The organism is Telluria beijingensis, from assembly GCF_030770395.1.
GTDB classification, from domain to species: domain Bacteria; phylum Pseudomonadota; class Gammaproteobacteria; order Burkholderiales; family Burkholderiaceae_D; genus Telluria; species Telluria beijingensis.
In genome coordinates, this window is the sequence record NZ_CP132480.1 from 3,539,550 (window position 1) to 3,558,477 (window position 18,928).

13 protein-coding genes and 1 pseudogene are annotated in these 18,928 nt (G+C 66.1%); 5 read left to right on the top strand and 9 right to left on the bottom strand.

Features of this window, described 5'->3' with window-relative positions:
- Nucleotides 1–37 precede the first annotated feature (37 nt).
- The 5 genes and pseudogenes from Q9246_RS15615 to Q9246_RS15635 all read right to left on the bottom strand — a co-directional run.
- Nucleotides 38–1,684, bottom strand: a pseudogene (locus Q9246_RS15615) (glycoside hydrolase family 9 protein); the annotation flags it as partial.
- Entirely contained in the window at nucleotides 1,681–3,021 is a 1,341-nt protein-coding gene (locus Q9246_RS15620; protein WP_306391547.1) for an MFS transporter, read from the bottom strand. The gene Q9246_RS15620 and the pseudogene Q9246_RS15615, both read right to left, overlap by 4 nt.
- Nucleotides 3,014–4,036, bottom strand: a complete 1,023-nt coding sequence (locus Q9246_RS15625; protein ID WP_306391548.1) for a glucokinase — start codon at nucleotides 4,034–4,036, stop codon at nucleotides 3,014–3,016. Before Q9246_RS15625 ends, Q9246_RS15620 begins: the two co-directional genes overlap by 8 nt.
- 34 nt (nucleotides 4,037–4,070) lie before the next feature.
- Nucleotides 4,071–5,414, bottom strand: a complete 1,344-nt coding sequence (locus tag Q9246_RS15630; protein WP_306391551.1) for a GH1 family beta-glucosidase — start codon at nucleotides 5,412–5,414, stop codon at nucleotides 4,071–4,073.
- Nucleotides 5,415–5,503: 89 nt separating this feature from the next.
- Nucleotides 5,504–7,927, bottom strand: coding sequence for a TonB-dependent receptor (locus Q9246_RS15635; RefSeq protein ID WP_306391553.1), 2,424 nt, complete (start codon nucleotides 7,925–7,927; stop codon nucleotides 5,504–5,506).
- A gap of 289 nt (nucleotides 7,928–8,216) precedes the next feature.
- On the opposite strand from Q9246_RS15635, the gene Q9246_RS15640 reads away from it, so the two are divergent.
- From Q9246_RS15640 to Q9246_RS15655, 4 genes are all read left to right on the top strand, one after another.
- Entirely contained in the window at nucleotides 8,217–9,227 is a 1,011-nt protein-coding gene (locus Q9246_RS15640) for a LacI family DNA-binding transcriptional regulator (protein ID WP_306391555.1), read from the top strand.
- Between the two features lie 212 nt (nucleotides 9,228–9,439).
- On the top strand, nucleotides 9,440–9,865 hold the full coding sequence (locus Q9246_RS15645; protein ID WP_306391557.1) for an organic hydroperoxide resistance protein: 426 nt from the start codon (nucleotides 9,440–9,442) through the stop codon (nucleotides 9,863–9,865).
- Between the two features lie 205 nt (nucleotides 9,866–10,070).
- Nucleotides 10,071–11,096: an alpha/beta hydrolase gene (locus Q9246_RS15650; RefSeq protein ID WP_306391558.1), complete on the top strand. Its 1,026-nt coding sequence runs from the start codon at nucleotides 10,071–10,073 to the stop codon at nucleotides 11,094–11,096.
- A 570-nt stretch (nucleotides 11,097–11,666) separates the two neighbouring features.
- The gene (locus Q9246_RS15655; protein WP_306391560.1) at nucleotides 11,667–12,827 is read left to right on the top strand and encodes an MFS transporter; all 1,161 of its coding nucleotides are present in this window, start codon (nucleotides 11,667–11,669) and stop codon (nucleotides 12,825–12,827) included.
- 128 nt (nucleotides 12,828–12,955) lie between these two features.
- Here the strand turns inward: Q9246_RS15655 and Q9246_RS15660 are convergent, their stop codons facing one another.
- From Q9246_RS15660 to Q9246_RS15670, 3 genes are all read right to left on the bottom strand, one after another.
- Nucleotides 12,956–13,780, bottom strand: coding sequence for an AraC family transcriptional regulator (locus Q9246_RS15660; protein WP_306391562.1), 825 nt, complete (start codon nucleotides 13,778–13,780; stop codon nucleotides 12,956–12,958).
- Nucleotides 13,781–14,043: 263 nt separating this feature from the next.
- Nucleotides 14,044–15,096: a glycosyltransferase family 9 protein gene (locus tag Q9246_RS15665; RefSeq protein WP_306391564.1), complete on the bottom strand. Its 1,053-nt coding sequence runs from the start codon at nucleotides 15,094–15,096 to the stop codon at nucleotides 14,044–14,046.
- Nucleotides 15,097–15,176: 80 nt separating this feature from the next.
- Nucleotides 15,177–16,811 carry a carbamoyltransferase C-terminal domain-containing protein gene (locus Q9246_RS15670; protein WP_306391566.1) on the bottom strand — a complete coding sequence of 545 codons (1,635 nt, stop codon included), beginning with the start codon at nucleotides 16,809–16,811 and terminating at the stop codon, nucleotides 15,177–15,179.
- A gap of 230 nt (nucleotides 16,812–17,041) precedes the next feature.
- Between Q9246_RS15670 and nudC the strand changes: the two genes are divergently transcribed.
- Nucleotides 17,042–17,863 (top strand): NAD(+) diphosphatase, encoded by an 822-nt coding sequence (gene nudC, locus Q9246_RS15675; protein WP_306391568.1) that lies wholly within the window; start codon nucleotides 17,042–17,044, stop codon nucleotides 17,861–17,863.
- Nucleotides 17,864–17,871: 8 nt separating this feature from the next.
- On the opposite strand, the gene Q9246_RS15680 is transcribed toward nudC, so the two are convergent.
- A complete protein-coding gene (locus Q9246_RS15680; RefSeq protein ID WP_306391571.1) occupies nucleotides 17,872–18,795 on the bottom strand; it encodes a hypothetical protein in 924 nt (307 codons plus the stop codon).
- Nucleotides 18,796–18,928: the final 133 nt, after the last annotated feature.

Here is an 18,928-nt window from a genome sequence, read left to right on the forward strand (position 1 = left end):
GGGTGAGGGCGGACAGCGCTGCGCTGACATACACCAGCGGCGCGTTCCAGTTGATGGCGACTTCGTTGGCGGCGTAGCTGCAATCGTGGTCGATGTACGACAGCGCCGGCAGCTTGCTCGGGTAAGGTGGGCAGTCTTTCGCATCCTGCTGGCCCGGATTCGGGCCGCCCGACAGCCAGCCCGGCACCGGCGCCGTGATCCCGTCGGCCATCGAGGGCCGGTGGTGCGGATGCATGAACGGACGCGCGCCGAAGCCGGTCACGAAGGAATAACCGGTCGGGTTGCGGCCCAACACGTAATCGAGGCTCGATTGCGCCGCCCGCAGGTAGTCCGGGTTCGGCTTGAGGCGATGGGCCTGCAGCAGCATCATGCCCTGGTTCAGGACCACCGCATTGCTGCCCCAGACGAAGTCCTTCGGCGTCATCGCGAGGCGGTAGCCGCTGCTGCGCCAGGTGCCAAGCAGTTGCGCGGCCAGGCCGTCGATGCGGCGCGCCACCAGGGCCGGATCGATGCCGGGCGCCAGGTGCGCGCGGTGGTGGGCCAGCGACATCCAGCCCAGTGCCGCCACATTGCCCCAGGACGGCGTGGACAGCGGCGCATCGTACTTGAGCAGCGCGGCGGCATAGCGCCGGTCGCCGGTGGCGATGAACAGTTCGGCCGCGGCCCAGGCGAATTCGTCGCCCAATTTGTCATCGCCATATTCGCCGGTAGCGACGTCCGGCGGGTTCTTGAAGAGGGCGTCCGGATGCTGCCCGGCCCAGCGCCAGGCCGATTGCGCCGCGGCCAGCATGCGCGCCGACATGCCGGGCCACGTTTGTTCATGCGGCGCCAGCACGCGACTGGCAGTGGCCATGGTGGCGGCGAAGTCGAGGGCGGCCGCCGTGCCCTTGGCCACCACGTAGCGCGGGGTGGTCGAGGCGGCATCCGGCATCACGATGCCGTCGAAACGCAGGTTGGTCAGCTTGTGGTACACGCCGCCGTCCTGCGGGTCCTGCATGGTCAGCATCCATTCGAGGTTCCACATCGCCTCGTCGAGGATGTCGGGTACGCCGTTGCCGGATTCGGGGATGCCGATGTCCTGCCTGAAGAAGGCGGGGTAGTGCTCCAGGGCTGCCAGCAGCGTATACGTCGAGATGCCCGAATTGACGACGTACTTGTTGTAGTCGCCGGCGTCGTACCAGCCCCTGGGGCTGGACAGCACGGTGCCGGCTGGCCGCGCGGGTGAGGCGGCGGAAGCGTGCACCAGCACCCTGTCATCCGGATGGCCGGCCGGGCGCGCCCAGGCGCTCGCGTGTTGCGGCGCGAGCGCGATGGCGCTGCGGTTGTAGTAAAAGGCTTTCAGGGCTGCGGCGTTCAGGGCGTGATAGCTATCGGGGCCGACCGTGAACGGGTCCGACAAGGACAGGCCGGCCACCTTGATGCGGTAGGTACCCGGCTGCGTCAGCGCGCTGAAATCGAGCACGCGCACCGTTTCGCCGGACGGCTCCCAGCGCAAGGCGGGGCTTGATGTGCCCTTGAACGCGGTCTTGCCGCCGGCATCGACGACCTCGAACTCGCCGGCCTGCTGGGCCACGACGGCCAGCTTCTGCGCTTGCGGAAGGAAGCCGACCTGGTTGACCTTGATGGCCTGCGCGCAGGCGGCGCCTGCCGCCATGCACAATACGGAGAGGGCCAGGCGCTTCATGCCGGCACCGTCTTGCCGTCGGCTTCAGGGTCTGACTCCGCCTTGGGCTGGCTGCCGTCGTCATGATGGAACGGCGCGAACCAGGTGGCCAGGAAGGAAGGGATGGTCGCGACCATCACCAGCGCGAAGTAGGCGACATACCCCATCATCTCCTGCAGGTGGCCGCTGATCACGCCGGTGACCATGCCGCACAGGCCCATCAGGCCGGTGCCGAAGGCATAGTGGGTGGTCGTGTACTTGCCCGGCGCCAGCTGCTGCATCAGGTAGATCATGAAGCCGACCGCGCCGAAGCCGAAGAAGAATTTTTCGATCGCCACGCCGAGCGTGACGAGCACCAGGCTCGATGGCATATAGATCGCCATCACCAGGAAGGTGATGTTCGGGATGTTGATCGCGCAGCACAGCACGAACAGCGTCGCCTTCAGGCCGCGCTTGGCGACATATAGCCCGCCCAGCAGCGAACCGACCAGCACCGCGGCCAGTCCATAAGTGCCGTAGATCAGGCCCAGCATCTCGTTCGACAGGCCCAGGCCCCCTTTCGAGGCCGGGTCGACCATGAAGAATGGCCCGATCTTTTCCAGCAGGCCAACGCTGAAGCGGAACAGGAAGGCGAAGGCGATCATGCGCCACACGCCGCGCTTCTGGAACAGGGTGACGAAGGCGTCGAGCAGGATGCGGCCGGCGTCCTTCACGCTGGACGGCGTGTCGGCCGCGCGCGCGCCCTCCGGCATGGTGCGCCAGTGCCACAGCGCCATCACCAGGGTCAGGCCACCGACGAGCAGGAAGATGATGCGCCAGGCGTCGATCCAGTCGGGGCCGAACACGGTGGGGTCGTGGCCGAACACGCTGCTGTGCAGGTAGCCGCTCAGGTAGACCATGCCGCCGGCGGCCACGATCGGGCCGATATTCCACGACAGGCTCTGGATGCCGCAGTACAGCGATTGCGCGCGCGCGTCGAGCGAGGTGACATAGACGCCGTCGCTGGCAATGTCCTGGGTGGCGCCGATGAAGGACAGGGCGAAGAAGATCGCCATCAGAAAGGTCATGTAGCCGGGCAGTTCCATCAGCAGCGCGACGCCGGCAAAGCCCATCCCGATCGCCACCTGCGCGCTCAGCACGAAGAATTTCTTGGTGCGGTACATCTCGACGAAGGGGGCGAACAACGGCTTGACGGTGTACGCCAGGATCAGCAGGCTCGAATACTGGGCGGCGCGGCCGTTGTCCATGCCCAGGTTCTTGAACATGATGGCGGTGACGCTGGTGAGCATCACATAGCCGAGGGCCATCGTGAAGTAGCCGGTCGGGACCCACAGCAGCGGAGAGACGGCCTTACGCATGGGCGGCCTCCGTGCTCGCACGTGGTGCACTCGCGCGGCCTTGCGCGAGATGATCGGCCAGTATCGCGGACGCGCCCTGCAGGGCCGGATACGGCGCCGTGATCAGCCAGGTCGGGATGCGCGCCGTGAATTCGCTGAAGCGGCCCTTGCGCTCGAAGCGCGGACGGAACGGAGAGGCGACGAAATAGGCGCCCAGGCGCGGCACCACGCCGCCGCCGATATAGATGCCGCCGCGCGCGCCAAGGGTCACGGCCAGGTTGGCCGCCACCGTGCCCAGCATGCCGCAGAAGCAGTCGATCGCTTCCAGCGACAGGGCGTCGCCGCCGGACAGGCCGCGCGTGACGATGTCGGACGGCGACAACTCCCTGTCCTGCGTCATGCCGCGGCTCATGGCCAGCGCTTCGCGGATCAGCACCAGGCCGGGGCCGGACACGAAACGCTCGGCCGAGACATGGTCGTAGCGCTGCCAGGCATGGCGCAGCACTATTACCTCGCGTTCGTCGAGCGGCGAGAATGCGACGTGGCCGCCTTCGCTATGCAAGGGAATCCAGCGTTCGCCGCTCGGCACCAGGCCCGAGACACCCAGGCCGGTGCCGGCGCCGACCAGGCCGATGGCGCTGCCTGCCAGGGCAGCACCGCCGCCGACCGGCGCCAGGTCGCCTGGACCCAGCGTCGGCAGCGACATCGCCAGCGCCGTGAAGTCGTTCACCACCAGCAGCGTCTCCAGGTCCAGCGCGCTGCGCGCCGCCTCGATCGAGAACGCCCAGTGGTGGTTGGTCATGCGGATCGCGTCGCCATCGACCGGATTGGCGATCGCGATCACCGCGTGGCGTACGCGCGCATTGGCGCCAGCCAGGTAGAAGCGCACCGCGTCCTCGAAGCGGGCGTGGTCGGCGCAGGCCAGCGTCTGCACGGCCTGGATGCTGCCTGGCGCCGGCTCGAGCGCGAAGCGCGCATTGGTGCCGCCGATATCGGCCAGCAGGCGCGGGCCGTCGGGATAGTGAATCGTCTGCATTGTCTCCTCCTTGTCGCGTCTATTTTTTATGCGATCAAGTCTTGATGCGGTTTGCGATGAATTCGCGATACCACAGTGCGCTGTCCTTCAGGGTGCGCTGCTGGGTCGCGTAATCCACGTGCACGATGCCGAAGCGCTTGGCGTAGCCCGAATTCCACTCGAAGTTGTCGAGCAGGCTCCAGAGGAAGTAGCCGCGCACGTCGACGCCGGCATCCATCGCCTGTTTCAGCGCCGCCAGGTGGCTGCGCACGTAGGCGATGCGTGCCGGATCGTGGACCCGGCCATTCTCGACCACGTCGGGATTGGCCATGCCATTCTCGGTAATGTACACCGGCGGCAGGTCGGGGTATTCATTCTTCAGCTTGATCAGCAATTCCGGCAGGCCTTCCGGGAAGATCTCCCAACCCATGTCGGTGACGCCGTGGGGCGCCGGCGCCGGTACCGGCGGGGTGGCGGCGCTGCACCAGCTGCGGAAGTAATAGTTCGAGCCGAGGAAGTCGATCTTCTGCTTGATGATGTCGAAGTCGCCGTCGGCTACCCTCGGCGCATTGGCGCCATGGCCGCGCAGGGCCAGTTCGGGGTAATGGCCCTTGAAGATCGGGTCCATGAACCACTGCACCGAACGCGCGTATTCGAACTCGGCCAGCGCGCGGTCTTCAGGCGAATCGGTGGCCGCATCGGCGGTCCACTGGTTCAGCACGATGCCCAGCTGCGCCTTGCTGCCGACGTCGCGCATGGCGCTCATCGCCAGGCCGTGCGACAGCAGCAGGTGGTGCGAGACCTGGATCGACTGGCGCAGGTCGACCACGCCGGGCGCGAACTGGGCGTTGCCGTAGCCGAGGTTGGCCGTGCACCACGGTTCGTTGTGGGTGGCGATCGCCTCGATCCGGTCGCCGAAGCGGCGCGCCACTTCATGGGCGTAGTCGGCGAAGCGGTGCGCGGTGTCGCGGCTCAGCCAACCGCCATCGTCCTGCAGCCGTTGCGGCAGGTCCCAGTGGTACAGCGTGGCGTGGGGACGGATATTCTTCTCGGCCAGGGCGTCGAGCAGGCGGTCGTAGAAGCCGAAGCCGGCTTCGTTCCAGGCGCCCTTGCCATCAGGCTGGACCCGGGCCCAGGCCAGCGAGAAGCGGTAGGCGTCCACGCCCAGCGAGGCCATGATGTCGACGTCCTCGCGGTAGCGGTGGTAGTGGTCGCAGGCGACGGTGCCGTCGCTGCCGTCCTTGATATTGGCCTTGTCCTGGCAGAAGATGTCCCAGATCGACGGCCCCTTGCCGTCGACGTTGTGCGCGCCTTCGATCTGGAACGAGCTGGTGGCCACGCCCCAGGTGAAGTCGGATGGGAAGTCGTTGTTGAAATCGAAGTTGGGGCTCTTGGTCATGGAACTCTCGGATCGCAGGCGTGGCGTGTGGATAAGCGGGTAAAAGCAAAAAAGCAGGCGCCGGGTGGGCGCCTGCGGTGCTGCGGCTCTTAGAAGTCGAAGCCGGTGTTGATGCCGACGGTGCGCGGCGGCTTGTACTGCGCCAGCCACGGACCGAAGCCGTTGAAGGCGCTGGTCTTGATCTTCTCGTCGCTCACATTGCGCACGAAGGCGTCGACCCACCATTTGTCCTTCGCGTAGCGCAGGCCGATGTCGGCGCTGCCGTAGGCTTTCTGGCGGTCTTCCGGTCCCAGGTCGAACACGCTCAGGCGCACTTCATCCTCGTAGCGCGCCGTGATGCGCGGCACCAGGGTGCCGCCGTTGGCCAGGTAGAAGGTGTGCTGGTACTGGACCGTGGTCGAGAAGGTCGGCGCGTGCGGCAGCTTGTGGCCGGTGACGTCGAGGCAGGTCGAGATACGCGGATCGATCGTGCACGGCGGCAGCGCGTAGTCGTTAGAGCCGGCGATCAGGCGACCGAGCTTGGTGTCCAGCACGGCGAGGGAGACCGACAGGCGGCCATCCTTGGCGATGCGGGCGGCGATCTCGGTTTCCAGGCCGTAGACTTCGGCGCCGTCGGCGTTCTCGATGGCCAGGCCGCGGCTGCCGTCCGGGAAGCTGACCGGCGAATTGAACTGGAAGTCCTTGAAGTCCATGTAGAACAGCGCGTTGTTGATGCGCAGGGCGCCGTCCAGGAAGGTGCTCTTGGAGCCGATCTCGTAGTTGGTCAGCGTCTCTGGTTGATATGGCAGGCCGCGGTCCTGCACGCCGCCCGACTTGTAGCCGGTCGATACGCTCGCATACACCATATTGTTGCGGTCGATGTCGTAGTTCAGGCGCACCAGGCCGGTGGCCTTGTTGTCGCTGTAGCGGCCGTCGTTCGGCACGCCCTCCACGTAGCCGTTGGCCGGGTCGCGCGGGTCGATCTGCGGGTTGAGCGGCAGTTGCGGCGCGCTGGCGTCATAGCCCCAGGTGTAGCCGCGGCCGCCGATGTGGACGCGCTTGTCGTGGGTGTAGCGCACGCCGCCGGTCAGGTGCCAGGCATCGGAGATGTTCCAGGTGGCCTGGCCGAACACGGCCGAGGTGTCCACGGTCTGCTTCGGCTGGATGAAGGAACCCTGCCAGTTGACGGCGCCGTCCGGCGTGGCCCGCATGCCGGCGATGTCGAAGCGGATGTCGTTCTTCTCGTTGCCATAATAGGCACCGACCTGCCAGTCGATGGTGCGGGTGCCGGTCGATTGCAGCAGCAGTTCGTGGCTGTGGCTCTTGTAGTTGGAGTCGACCGTGGTGTGTTCCTGGAAGATGCCGCCGGTGGTGATCGAGGTCGGGACCACGGTGCCGCCATCCTGGTCGAAGCGCATGTCGCCGCTGTACTTGGACCAGCCGGCCACGTATTGCAGCGCCATGTCGGGGCTGATGTCCCAGCTCAGGCGGCTGCGCACATTGTGGCTGTCGCGGTTGATCCATGGCGCGCTGTCAGACAGCGTCGACCAGTGCTTCTCGCCGGCGCGCGGGACCTGCATCAGGTTGGCGCTCGGGGTGCCGCGGTCGATGAATTTTTCGTAGGCGATGTCCCAGCGCACGTTGGGCGCCAGTTGCCACAGCAGCGACAGGCGCGCCGCGCTCTGGTCCTGGGCGCTGTACTTGTCGCCGCCGGAGGCGAAGATATTCGGGTTGATCGGACGGAAGCCAGCCGGGTCGGCGCCGGAGGCCAGGTAGGCTGCGCGCTGCGATTCGACCGATGGATTCTTGAAGCGCTGGTAGTCGACATAGCCGTCGTGGCGCTCGTGCACCACGGCGAAGCGCAGCGCCGCGTTGTCGGCGACCGGGATGTTGACCGCGCCGCGCACGCCCAGGCGGTTGTAGTCGCCGATGCCGCCTTCGAGATAGCCCGAACGGCTGTTCAGTTCCGGCTTGACGGTCTGGATATTGACCGCGCCGACGGTGGAATTGCGGCCCCACAGCGTGCCTTGCGGGCCGCGCAGCACCTCGATGCCCTCGATGTCGAACATCAGGGCGGTGGCGCCTTCGGCGCGCGGCGAGTAGACGTTGTCGACGAAGGACGCGACCTCGGGGTCGGCGTACTCGGTCTTGGCGCTGTCGTTGCCGATGCCGCGCAGGGTCATGGTGGTGACGCCGTGGTCGCCCTGGGCCGTGGCCTGGAAGCCCGGCACCAGCGCCACCACGTCGAGCATCGTTTGAACGTGGTTGTCCTGCAGGGTGGCGGCATTCAGTGCGGTGACCGCGATCGGGGTGCGCTGCAGCGAGGTCGAACGCTTGGTGGCGGTGACTTTCACCTCGGCGATCTGGCCATTGTCGACCACTGCCGGCGGCGTGGCGGCGGCAGGGGAGGCGGGATCGGATGCGCTCTGGGCCTGGGCGCTGCCGATGCTGGCGAGCAGGGTCAGGATGGCGAGGCGGATGGGTGCGGACGAAACGGTGCGAACTGCGGCCCCCGCGGGCGTAGTCTTGGTCATTACTTGTCTCCGAAATATAGTTTTATGGACGAATCTGGTGGACGGTGAGAGCGCTAACAGCGAATTTATGAGAAATCGATTTCACAAACTCTGAAAACGGTTTCATAGTAATTTCGTCCGTAAAATAAAGTCAACTGAAATTTGAACGAAGGTCTTCCGGGTTTGTTGCATGTCAACGACGCCAGTCTTATGAAAGATTTTCATCGGAGGCTTGCATCTATCCTTTTTGGGTGATTACGCGTGATATACTTCAAGCAACAAATTGCCGCGGCCGAGTCCAGAACGCCTCATGAAAAACCCTGAAAGCGGTACCAGCACCCTGTACCAGGTCGCCAGCGCCGCCGGCGTCTCTCCCGCCACGGTGTCGCGCTTCCTGAACGGCACCGCCAAGGTGTCGGACGACAAGCGGCGCATCATCGAGCGCGTCATCGATGAGCTGAACTACAAGCCCAACCGCCTGGCGCAAAGCCTCAAGATCGGCAGCACCCGCACCATCGGCGTGCTGACCCAGTCGCTCGAGAGCGGCTACTTCAACCGCGCCATGGTCGGCATCGAGGATGCGGTCAAGGCGGCCGGCTATGCGCTCCTGATCATGAGCGGCCACTGGCATGCCGACGAAGAGGCCGAGCGGGTCGAACTGCTGATCGGGCGCCGGGTCGACGGCCTGGCAATCCTCAGCGGGAACATGAGCGACCAGCAGATCCTGGATTTCTCGCGGCGGGTGCCGATCGTCGCCTTCGGGCGCGAGGTGCAGGGCGAGCGCACCCACGGCTTTTGCCTCGATAACTACCGCGGCGCATGCGAGGCGGTGGAGTACCTGGTCGCGCAAGGCCATCGTCGCATCGCCCACATCGCCGGGCCGGACGACCACCGCGACGCGCGGGCGCGCCTGGCCGGCTACCACGACACCCTGGCCAAACACCGCATCGAGGTCGATCCGCGGCTGGTGGCGGCGGGCGACTTCAGCGAATCCGGCGGCCTGCTGGCGCTGAACCAGCTGCTGGTGGCCAACCAGCGTTTCACCGCCCTCTTCGCGGCCAATGACCTGACCGCCTATGGCGCGCGGCTGGCGCTGTACCGGCGCAATATCCGGGTACCTGAAGACATCTCGCTGGTGGGCTTCGACGACCTGGAAAGCTCGATGTACACGACGCCGCCGCTGACCACGGTACGCCAGCCGCTGTACGACGCCGGGATCGGCATCGGGCGCCGGATGCTGGCCATGCTGGCGCACGAGCAGCCGGAAGGAGAGGTGCCGCAACTGAGCCTGATCGTGAGGGAGTCGGTCAGGTTGCTGTGAGCGGACCGCGGCAGCAGCCCGGTTACATCTTGTAACACAAATCGTTTGCAATTAAATCGCGAGCTATGTAATATGCTTTCCATGGCAGCGCCGAACGGACAAGCAAACGGGTCGGCGGGCCAAGGCAGCAAATCATTTAAATAGCGCGCTACTAAATAGTGCTTAAATAGAATCGGGCGGGTGTTACCGCCGACCACACAAGGAGTCTCATCATGGCAATCGAACAAGTCCTCTACCGTGCAAACGCCAAAGCCACCGGCGGCCGTGAAGGCCGCGCCGTTTCCTCGGACGGCGTGCTGGACGTGAAGCTGACCACCCCGAAAGAACTCGGCGGCGCCGGCCAGGCCGGCACCAACCCGGAACAGCTGTTTGCCGCCGGCTATTCGGCCTGCTTCCTGGGCGCCATGAAATTCGTCGCCAACCGCGACAAGCTCAAGATCTCGCCGGACGTGTCGGTGGAAGGGACTGTCGGCATCGGCGCGATCCCGACCGGCTTCGGCATCGAAGTCACCCTGAAGATCAGCCTGCCGGGCGTGCCGGCGGACGAAGCGCAGACCCTGATCGACCGCGCCCACATCGTCTGCCCCTACTCGAACGCAACCCGCGGCAATATCGACGTGACCCTGCAACTGGTATGACGCACGCTCCCCCGGACCACCGGGGGATGCGGCAACCTGCCATCGGTGGGTTGCCCGGATAAATAAGTAGTGTACGATTTAATCGTGGTATTGGAAGCGCCTGGCAGTACTGAGAATGATCCGTTTATGCAATGAAGGCGCGCGGCGCGCTGCTAATGTGGCAGACGGCCCCCGCCCGACAGAACCCAACAAGAAAGGATTGACCATGAACACCCTGAGCAAAGCACTGATCGCCGCATCGCTGGCCCTGACCTATGGCGCCGCAGCCGCGGCCGACATCGCCCCCACCGTGGAGCGCCGTACCGCCGAATTCCTGACCGCGCTCAATTCGGGCGGCGGAAAGCCGATCGAGCAACTGTCGCCGGCGGATGCCCGCAAGGTGCTGGAAGGCGCGCAAAAGAGCGTCAAGGTGAATCTGCCGAAGGCCGACGTGTCGGACAAGGTCATCACCGTCGACGGCAAGCAGATCAAGCTCAAGATCGTGCGGCCGGCCGGGGTCAAGGGTGTGCTGCCCGCCTTCATGTTCATCCACGGCGGCGGCTGGGTGCTGGGCGACTATCCGACCCATGAACGCCTGGTGCGCGACGTGGTCGAAAGTTCGGGTGCGGTGGCGGTCTTCGTCGACTATACCCGCTCGCCGGAAGCCGGCTACGGCGTGGCGATCAACGAGATCTATGCCGCAACCAAGTGGGTGGCGGAACATGGCAAGGAATTGAATATCGACGGCAGCCGCCTGGCCGTGGCCGGCAACAGCGTCGGCGGCAATATGGCGGCCGCGCTGACCCTGATGGCCAAGGACAAGGGCGGCCCGAAACTGCGCTACCAGGTGCTGATGTGGCCGGTGACCGACGCCAACTTCGAGACCGGTTCCTATAAGCAGTTTGCAGACGGTCACTTCTTGAGCCGCAATATGATGAAGTGGTTCTGGGACAGCTATACCAAGGATGCCGCCAAGCGCAAGGAAATCTACGCTTCGCCGTTGCAAGCGACCCTGCCGCAGTTGAAGGGCTTGCCGCCGGCGCTGATCCAGGTGGCCGAGAACGACGTACTGCGTGACGAAGGCGAAGCCTACGGCCGCAAGCTGGACCAGGCCGGCGTGGACGTGACCGTCACCCGCTACAACGGCATGATCCACGACTTCGGCCTGCTGAACCCGCTGGCCACCGTGCCGGGCGTGCGTTCGCAAGTGCTGCAAGCCGGTACCGAGCTCAAAAAGCACCTGGCCAAGTAAGACGTAATTGCTCCCTGTTTGGGCCGCCTGCGGGCGGCCCTTTTTTCATGGTGCGCATCCGTGCCGCATGAATCGGTGTCGCATGCGCGCAAGAATTTAACAATTCGCCGCAATTTCTTTTACGAACTCAACCGTAAAAGGTGGAGCGGATGGCCTGTATCAGGCGATGTCATTCATGCCTTTCCAGCATGCTCATCGGTCTGCAGCGCACCACATTTTTCTGCAGATTTATTGCGATGCAACATTTTTTCGGACTCCTGACAACCCTGTGTTCGGATCGTCAAACCAGCAATAGTTGCTTACATCTCTGCCTAAATTCTCGCATCTTCAATGCTTGTTCTTGCTGTTCAGTCAGGTTTTTGTATTTGCCTGCCAAGTAAGTTGTCTTCTTTGCGTCAGCGCAATACAACGTCTTCAAATATTTTTCCGCACGGAAAAGAAAAGCGAATAAAGGTGTTTAGAATTGCCGTCCATCAGCTTCCTGACGTAAATATTTTAACCGCGTCCGGGCTGTAAAAAGCACTCAGGCAATCCCTTTACACCTCAAACAATTTAACATTTCGCTGCTACATGCAAACCACTGTTTCTGTTCCACGCCGTTCTTCTTCCGCACTCGTACTAGCCCAGCAGTATTCGCTGCCGGTGGTGTTCGCCCTGTTCGGCCTGATCATGGGCTCGTGGGCCGGCCGCATCCCGGCGTTGGCCGCGGGCGTCAATGTGTCGCATGCCGCGCTGTCGATGGTGCTGCTGTGCGGCGGCCTCGGCGCCGTGGTGTCGTACCCGATTTCGTCGTTCATGATGAGCCGCTTCGGCGCGCGCAAGACCATCCTGGCGGCCGGCCTGGCCCTGCTGTGCGTGCTGGTAGCGATCGGCAAGGCGCCGGACGTGGCGCGCCTGATGATGGCGGTCCTGATGCTGGGCATCACCGCCAGCACCTTCGACGTCGCCATGAACTCGGCCGCCGCCCGCCGCGAAAAAGAGAGCGGCAAGTCTGAAATGTCGCGCCTGCACGGCCTGTGCTGCGCCGGCGGCCTGGTCGGCGCCACCCTGGGCAGCCTGATGGCCAGCATGAAGATCGCCCCGGCGACCCACTTCCTGATGCTGGCCGGTCCGCTGGCCGTGCTGCTGTGGCTCGCCGTCAACCTGCTGGAAGCGGACGAAGCCGGCGCCAAGGTCGAGAAGAAGAAGTTCGCACTGCCGCGCGGTCCGCTGGTCCTGCTGGGCCTGCTGGGTTTCTTCGGTTCGATGGCCGAAGGCAGCATCGCCGACTGGAGCGGCCTGTTCCTGAAAGAACACTTCGGCGCCTCGGACGGCCTGGCGCCGCTGGCATTGTCCGCGTTCTCGGTGATGATGCTGATGTCGCGCATGGTCGGCGACAGGATGAAGGAACGCCATGGCGCCAAGCGCCTGGTGACCCTGGGCGCGCTGGTCGCAGCCTCGGGCCTGTTCTTCGCGGTGCTGGCGCCGAACGCCTACGTCGCCCTGGGCGGCTTCGCGATCGCCGGCGTCGGCCTGGCCCTGGTGTTCCCCTTCGTGTTCAGCGCCGCCGGCGCGCAGGGTCCGGCGGCCCTGGCCGCGGTGGCCAGCATGGCCTACAGCGGTAGCCTGATGGGCCCGCCGGCAATCGGCGCCGTCGCCCACTTCGTCGGCATGCAGGCAGCCATCGCCTACGTCGGCGGCCTGGCCCTGGTGATCGCCACCGTGGCGTGCCGCACCCGCCTGCTAAAGTAATCGAAGGTGGCGGCCGCGACGGCCGCCCGACACATCAAAACGCAGACGCGTCCGCCAGGATCGTCTGCGTTGTCGTTTTGGCCTGTGAATTCGGTCTGTGAATCCGGGCTGTGAATCCAGCTTGTGACTCAGCCGGCCGCCTGCTTGAGCCACTCGCGCGGCGAGGCGCCCATCATCGTGGTGAAGGCGCGCGTGAAGGTGGAGGGGCTGGTATAGCCGGTGCGGCTGCTGACCTGCTTGACCGGCATGCCCTGGCGCAGCAGGCGGCTGCCGACGCCGATGCGCCAGCGCGTCAGGTATTCGCCCGGCGGAATGCCCATCACCTCGCGGAAGCGCTCGGTGAACGCGGCGCGCGACATGCAGGCGACCTGGGCAAGGGTCTGCAGGCTCCAGGGCTCGTGCGGCCGTTCGTGGATGGCGGCCAGCGCCAGCGACAACTGGCGGTCGGACAGCCCCGCCAGCAAGCCCAGCGACAACCTGCCGCTGTCGAATTCGCGCCGCAAGACCTGGATCAGCAGCACGTCGCACAGCCGGTCCAGGATCACGTCGCGTCCCGGTTCGGTACGCGCGGCCTCGTCGAACAGCAGCGCGATCGTGCCTTGCAGGCCGGCGATCTCGCTCAGCGGCAGCACCAGGCACGATGGCAGGATACGCGCCAGGGGATTGCTGATGCCATCCTGGAAGCTGATATGTGCGCACAGCAGGGTGGCGCTGTGGCCAGGGGCCACTTGCAGGCGGTGGCTGGTGCCGCGCGGGTAGAGCAGCAGGCTGGGTTCGGTAACGTTGATCACCGCGCCATCGTCATGGATGAAATCCACCGGGCCTGCCCGTACCACATGCAGCTGGCCGCGGATCCCGTCTTCAGTAAATTGATTGGCGTCGCAGAAGGTCCCGTTGTAGAAAATACGGGCATTGAATGAGTAGCGGCCGACCAGTGATGACAGTTTGTCCATGAAGCAGATGAGTCGTGATTGTCCAGCTATTTTGGATGAAAAAAGTATTTGCTGCGTGGGAATTGGTGAGATTTCAGGCGGGAATACAACGCTTGGGCCGTCGACCGCATCCGTCAGGCCGGGTCGCAGCATCGTGCTAAACAAATTCGCCCTCGCGCGAGCTGCAAACTTGTCAACGTTACCCGTAACTGACGGTGAACGGTGACAAGTATCGATATTCAATCGGTTCATTGCCAGTTCAATAATGATCTTGCGAGTGTTGTCTACCAATAAGGCCACATTCCCGCCGCCCGTTGCCGGCTGGGCTCGGCGCCGGTGAGCAGGGCGCGTGCATGCTGCAGCACCACGCTGGCGCGCTCGGCGCCGGGATCCCAGATGCAGCGGTGGCGCAGGCGGTCGAGCGGCGCCCAGCGCGCGATGTCGGCTTTGCTGAAGATCACCACGCTGTCCAGCCCGAGCCCGGCCGCGATATGCGACACCCCGGTGTCATTGCAGATCAGCAGCCGCGCACGACTCATGAGGGCCGCCATGGCGCCGATCGAGATCGGCGCGGCGGCAATGACGGCAGGCGCATGCATGCGGTCGGCGACCGCCTGCGCCAGCGGCGCCTCGTCGGCCGATCCGGTCAGGACGATGCGCATGCCGAACTCGTCGGCGAGGCGGTCGGCTACATGGGCGAAGCGCTCCGGCGGCCAGCACGTGTCGCGCTGGCGCGCACCCGTGTGGACGCAAATATAGCCCTGCGGTTCGAGCCCTGTTGCCAGGCCGCTGGCGGCGAGCTCGTCCTCGTCGTCGCGCAGGACCGGGAACTCGAGGTGGGTGCCGGCGGCCGGCGCGCCGAGCTGGCCGACCAGGTGCAGCAGGCGCTCCGGCTCGGCGCCCGTTTCGGGGTAGGGCGTGAGGACGGTTTTTTCGGTGACCAGGGGCTTGCCGCGACAGTGGCCGGCCATGGCGGCGGCGCCGAATCCGGAAACGATGTGGTTCGCGATGTCGCCGCCGCCGTGCAGTTGCACGGCCAGGCTGAATTCGCGCGCGCAGACCGTGGCGTAGAACGGCGGCAGGTCGTCGTGGTGGACGGTTTGCCCGGGCAGCAGCGGGTGACCGGGAAACGGCAGGAACTCGTCCAGGTAGGCCGAGAAGCGATGGACGAATTGCGCGGCCCAGGGCAGGCCGACCAGGGCGATGTGCGCCTTGGGCAGGGCGGTGCGCAGCGCGCGCAGGGCCGGGACCGCACACAGCATGTCGCCCAGGTGCAGCGCGCGGAATACCACGATGGACTGGACCTGCAGACGATGCAGCAATGGCCGCCGGAGCATGGCTTTCTCCTCTCACGATCGTTGTCGTCGCGGCAGGCGCTCGCCAAGCGAGGGGCTGGCGTGGCGTGGATAGCCGCGGATCATGCCGGCAACCCCGGTTCGTGGCGCTTCATGACGAGGTAGGGCGGCATGGCCAGGCCGTGCAGCGGCATGCGGCGGAAGGTGGCGACGGCTTCTTGCGGCGTCTCGACCAGGGGTTCGTCCCGGCCGCACAGGGAGGTGCCGAGCAGGACCGGCACCCCGGTGCGCACCTCGAAGCCGGCCAGCAGGGCGCGCAGCACCGGGTCGTCGCTGGGGCCGACTGTCTGCAGGCGCGCGCTGCCGTCGACGTGGGTAACCGCCGCCAGCAGCGGCATGACGCTGCTGCGCACCGGGACCGCGAACTGCATGAAGGGAGAAGGCGCCTGCAGGTCGAAATACTGGAAAGCGCGTTCTTCGGCCACCATCGGCGCGAAAGGGCGGAACCACTCGCGCTCCTTGACGCGGGCATTGATCCAGTCGCGCATGCGCTCGCGGCGCGGATCGGCCAGGATGCTCCGGTGGCCCAGCCCGCGCGGCCCGAATTCGCTGCGGCCCTGGTACAGGCCGACGACCCGGCCGGAGCACAGCAGGTCGAGCATGCGCGCGCACAGGGCGTCGCGTCCGCGCGGATGCTCGACGATCAGGTCTGGGGCGCCATCGAGCGCCGCCTCGATGTCGGCCAGCTGCGGCGCGGGGCCGAGATAGTCGTGGGTCCAGCGGAAGTCGGCGCTGAGGCCGGCCAGCTCGAGCAGGCCGTGGATGGCGCAGCCGAGGGCGGCGCCGGCCGCGCCGGGAGCGGGCGGCACGAACAGGCGCCGGAACGGGCCGTCGCGCAGCAGGCGCGCATTGGCCGCGCTGTTGAGGGCGGCGCCGCCGGCGAGGCACAGGTCGTCCAGGCCGGTGCGCAGGCGCAGCCAGCGCGCTAGCGCCAGCAGCGCTTCTTCGAAGGCGCGCTGGCCGGCCGCCGCCAGGTTGGCGCAGTCGGTGAAGCTGGCCTGGGGCGCGCCGAAGCGACAGCGTGCGGTGTCGCCGAGGACCTCTTGCCAGGCTTGCGGGATGGTGACCTGCATGCCCTCGACCGCGAGCGGCGGCAGCCCGGGCGCCTGCGGGTCGCCATAGGGCGCCAGGTCGGCCACCTTGCCCTCGTTGCCTGCGCCCGGGAACAGCGCCTGGGTCAGCCGGAAATAAAACATGCCGAGTCCGGCCGCAAGATGCTCGCCGTCCCCCGCGACCTGCTGGCCGATGCAGGCGATGCGCTCGCGGTCGACGCGGTAGCAGGTGGCGAGCGCGCGATCGTCGCCTGGGCCGGCGTCGTCATGGCTGCCCAGGACCAGCACGGCCGCCTCGCGGAAGGGAGACGGGTGGAAGGCGCTGTAGACGTGGGCCAGGTGCTGCGGGATGCGGGCGCGCCGCGCGCCATGGGCGAAGGCGAGCTTGCGGTCGTCGCCGGCCTCGGCATCGTGCGCGGCGGCGTCGCCGGCGGCATGGCATTCGACCAGCACGTCGAGCGGACGCTCGAGCCCGGACAGGCACGGCAGGTAGACGGCGTCGACGTCGCCCGGCTCGCCTGGGTGGTGCCGGCGGCGCGTGAGGCGTTCTTTCTGGATCGACCATTGCACGTGCGCGCCGTGCATGAGGCAGATGCTCGCATGCCGGCCGCGGTTTATGCCGAGCACAACGGGGGTATCGTCCATCGTCATCTCCTGGTCGGTGCAGCGGCGAAAGGGGCCGATGGCAGCGTGCGGCCTGCGGCGGTCAGCCATTCTTTGAGCGCGGCCGTTCAGGATTAGTTCGGGGGTGCGTGGCGAATTCGGTCGCGCCATCCGGTCGTGGCGCCAGGGCCGCCTGGGCAGTAGCGAGGCTGCCTGAAGCTTGCCGCGAAAGGCGGTATCATCGCCGGACTGACGCCACCACCCCATCGACCATGCTCCAGACGCCCGCCGCCTTCACGCCGCTGTTCGCAGCCCACCCCGATCCGGAACCCCTGAGCTTCCTGTTCCACAAGGGACAGCTGCTGGTGCGCGAAGACGGGCCGGCCCTGCCAGGCGCGGCGACCCTGGAACGCCTGGGCGTGGCGCGCGACAACCTGCAGCCGCTCGGCCTGCTGGATGGACGCTATTGCCAGGCCGGCTGGTTCGACCTGGAACCCGCGCTGCCGCCGGGCTATGCCTGGCGCGGCCTGCGCGCGCTGTTCGGCGTGCTCGACGAGGCGCTGGTGGGCGTTGCGGGACGGGCCTTCCAGGTCGCCGAATGGGCGCGCACCCACCGCTTCTGCGGCGTGTGCGGCAGCGGCACGGTGCTGGCCGTCGGCGAGCGCTGCTTCAAGTGCGCCAATTGCGGCCACATGGCCTATCCGCGCATCTCGCCGGCCATGATGGTCTTGATCCGCAAGGGCGACTCGGTGCTGCTGGCCAAGCACCTGCTGCACGCGACGCAGCGCTTCGTGCCGCTGGCCGGCTTCCTGGAGGCGGGCGAATCGATCGAGGAAGCGATCCACCGCGAGGTGTTCGAAGAGGTGGGCCTGCGCGTGCACAACCTGCGCTACTTCGCCAGCCAGTCATGGCCTTTCCCGCATTCGCTGATGCTGGCGTTCACGGCCGACTACCTCGACGGCGAGATCCTGGTCGATACCAGCGAGATCGCCGAGGCCCGCTGGTTCGGTCCCGGCGACGAGTGGCCGGAACGGGTGCCGCAGATGTCGATCTCGAGCGTCCTGGTGGACGCCCACCGGCCGCCCGGCTGCTAGTCAGGACATCAGGACTGGACCGGCGCCACCACCACCGTCACGCCGTCGCCGGCGCGCGCTGCGGCCGGGATCGAGGCCGGGGCGGGGGCCATGGCCATGGCCTGTTCAACATTGAGCGGCGCCGGCTTGGCGCCGGTGCCGCGCAGGTTGATCGCGCGCTGCAGGATGTCGAACCAGAACGGCGCGCCGAACAGGGTCGTGCTGGCCGTGACCAGCCAGCCGGAGGCCTGCAGCGCGAAATCGGCGTCCAGTACCGGTGGGAACACCTGCCAGCCGATCGGCAGCACCCAGAGCTGGGCCATCACGTCGGCATCGAGCCCGTCGGGCACGGTGGTAATGTGGGCCGCCATGGCGGGATGCTGCCACAGCGTCTGGAACAGGTGGATGCTGTCGATATTGAAGAGGATGGTCAGCAGCAGCGAGACCAGGAACGAGATCAGCAGCTGGCGCCGTTTGTAGACGCCGGACAGGCGCTCCATGGCGGTCTCGAACCAGCCGGCGAGCGCCGCCTGGAAGCGCTGCAGGTCGCCCCCAGCCTGCTGGTACAGGGTCTGCAGGGTGCGCCGCAACTGGGGATCGGGGACGGCCGCGATGTCGGCTTCGAGCGAACCGTGGCCGCCGCGGATGGCGTCGACCAGCGCGAGCGCGAAATTGGCCGGTTCGATGTAGGATGGGCGTAGCCTGGCGGGCAGGCGCGCGCCGGGATCGATCGCGCCGGCGCGCGGATTGACCAGCGGATGCGCGTACAGCGCCCGCGCCATGCCGTCGAAGCGCGGGTCGCCCAGCATGAGCTTGATGGCGTCGTGCAGCATGCTCGCCCGCAGGCGGAAGCTGGCCGCCAGCGCCTCTTGCAAAGTAGTGACGACCAGCGCCAGCGTGCCATAGCAAAATGCCAGGCCGATGGCGACTTCCAGAACCGTGCTGCCGAACATGGCGCTCTCCAAGGCTGGAACCACGCTCAACCCTAAGTCATCTGTGTCATATCGGATTTAATTTTGCTCAAGAATAGGGCAGTCACCGACCGGCTACAGGGGATTTCTATATACTTGCGGCAATCGTTTTTTT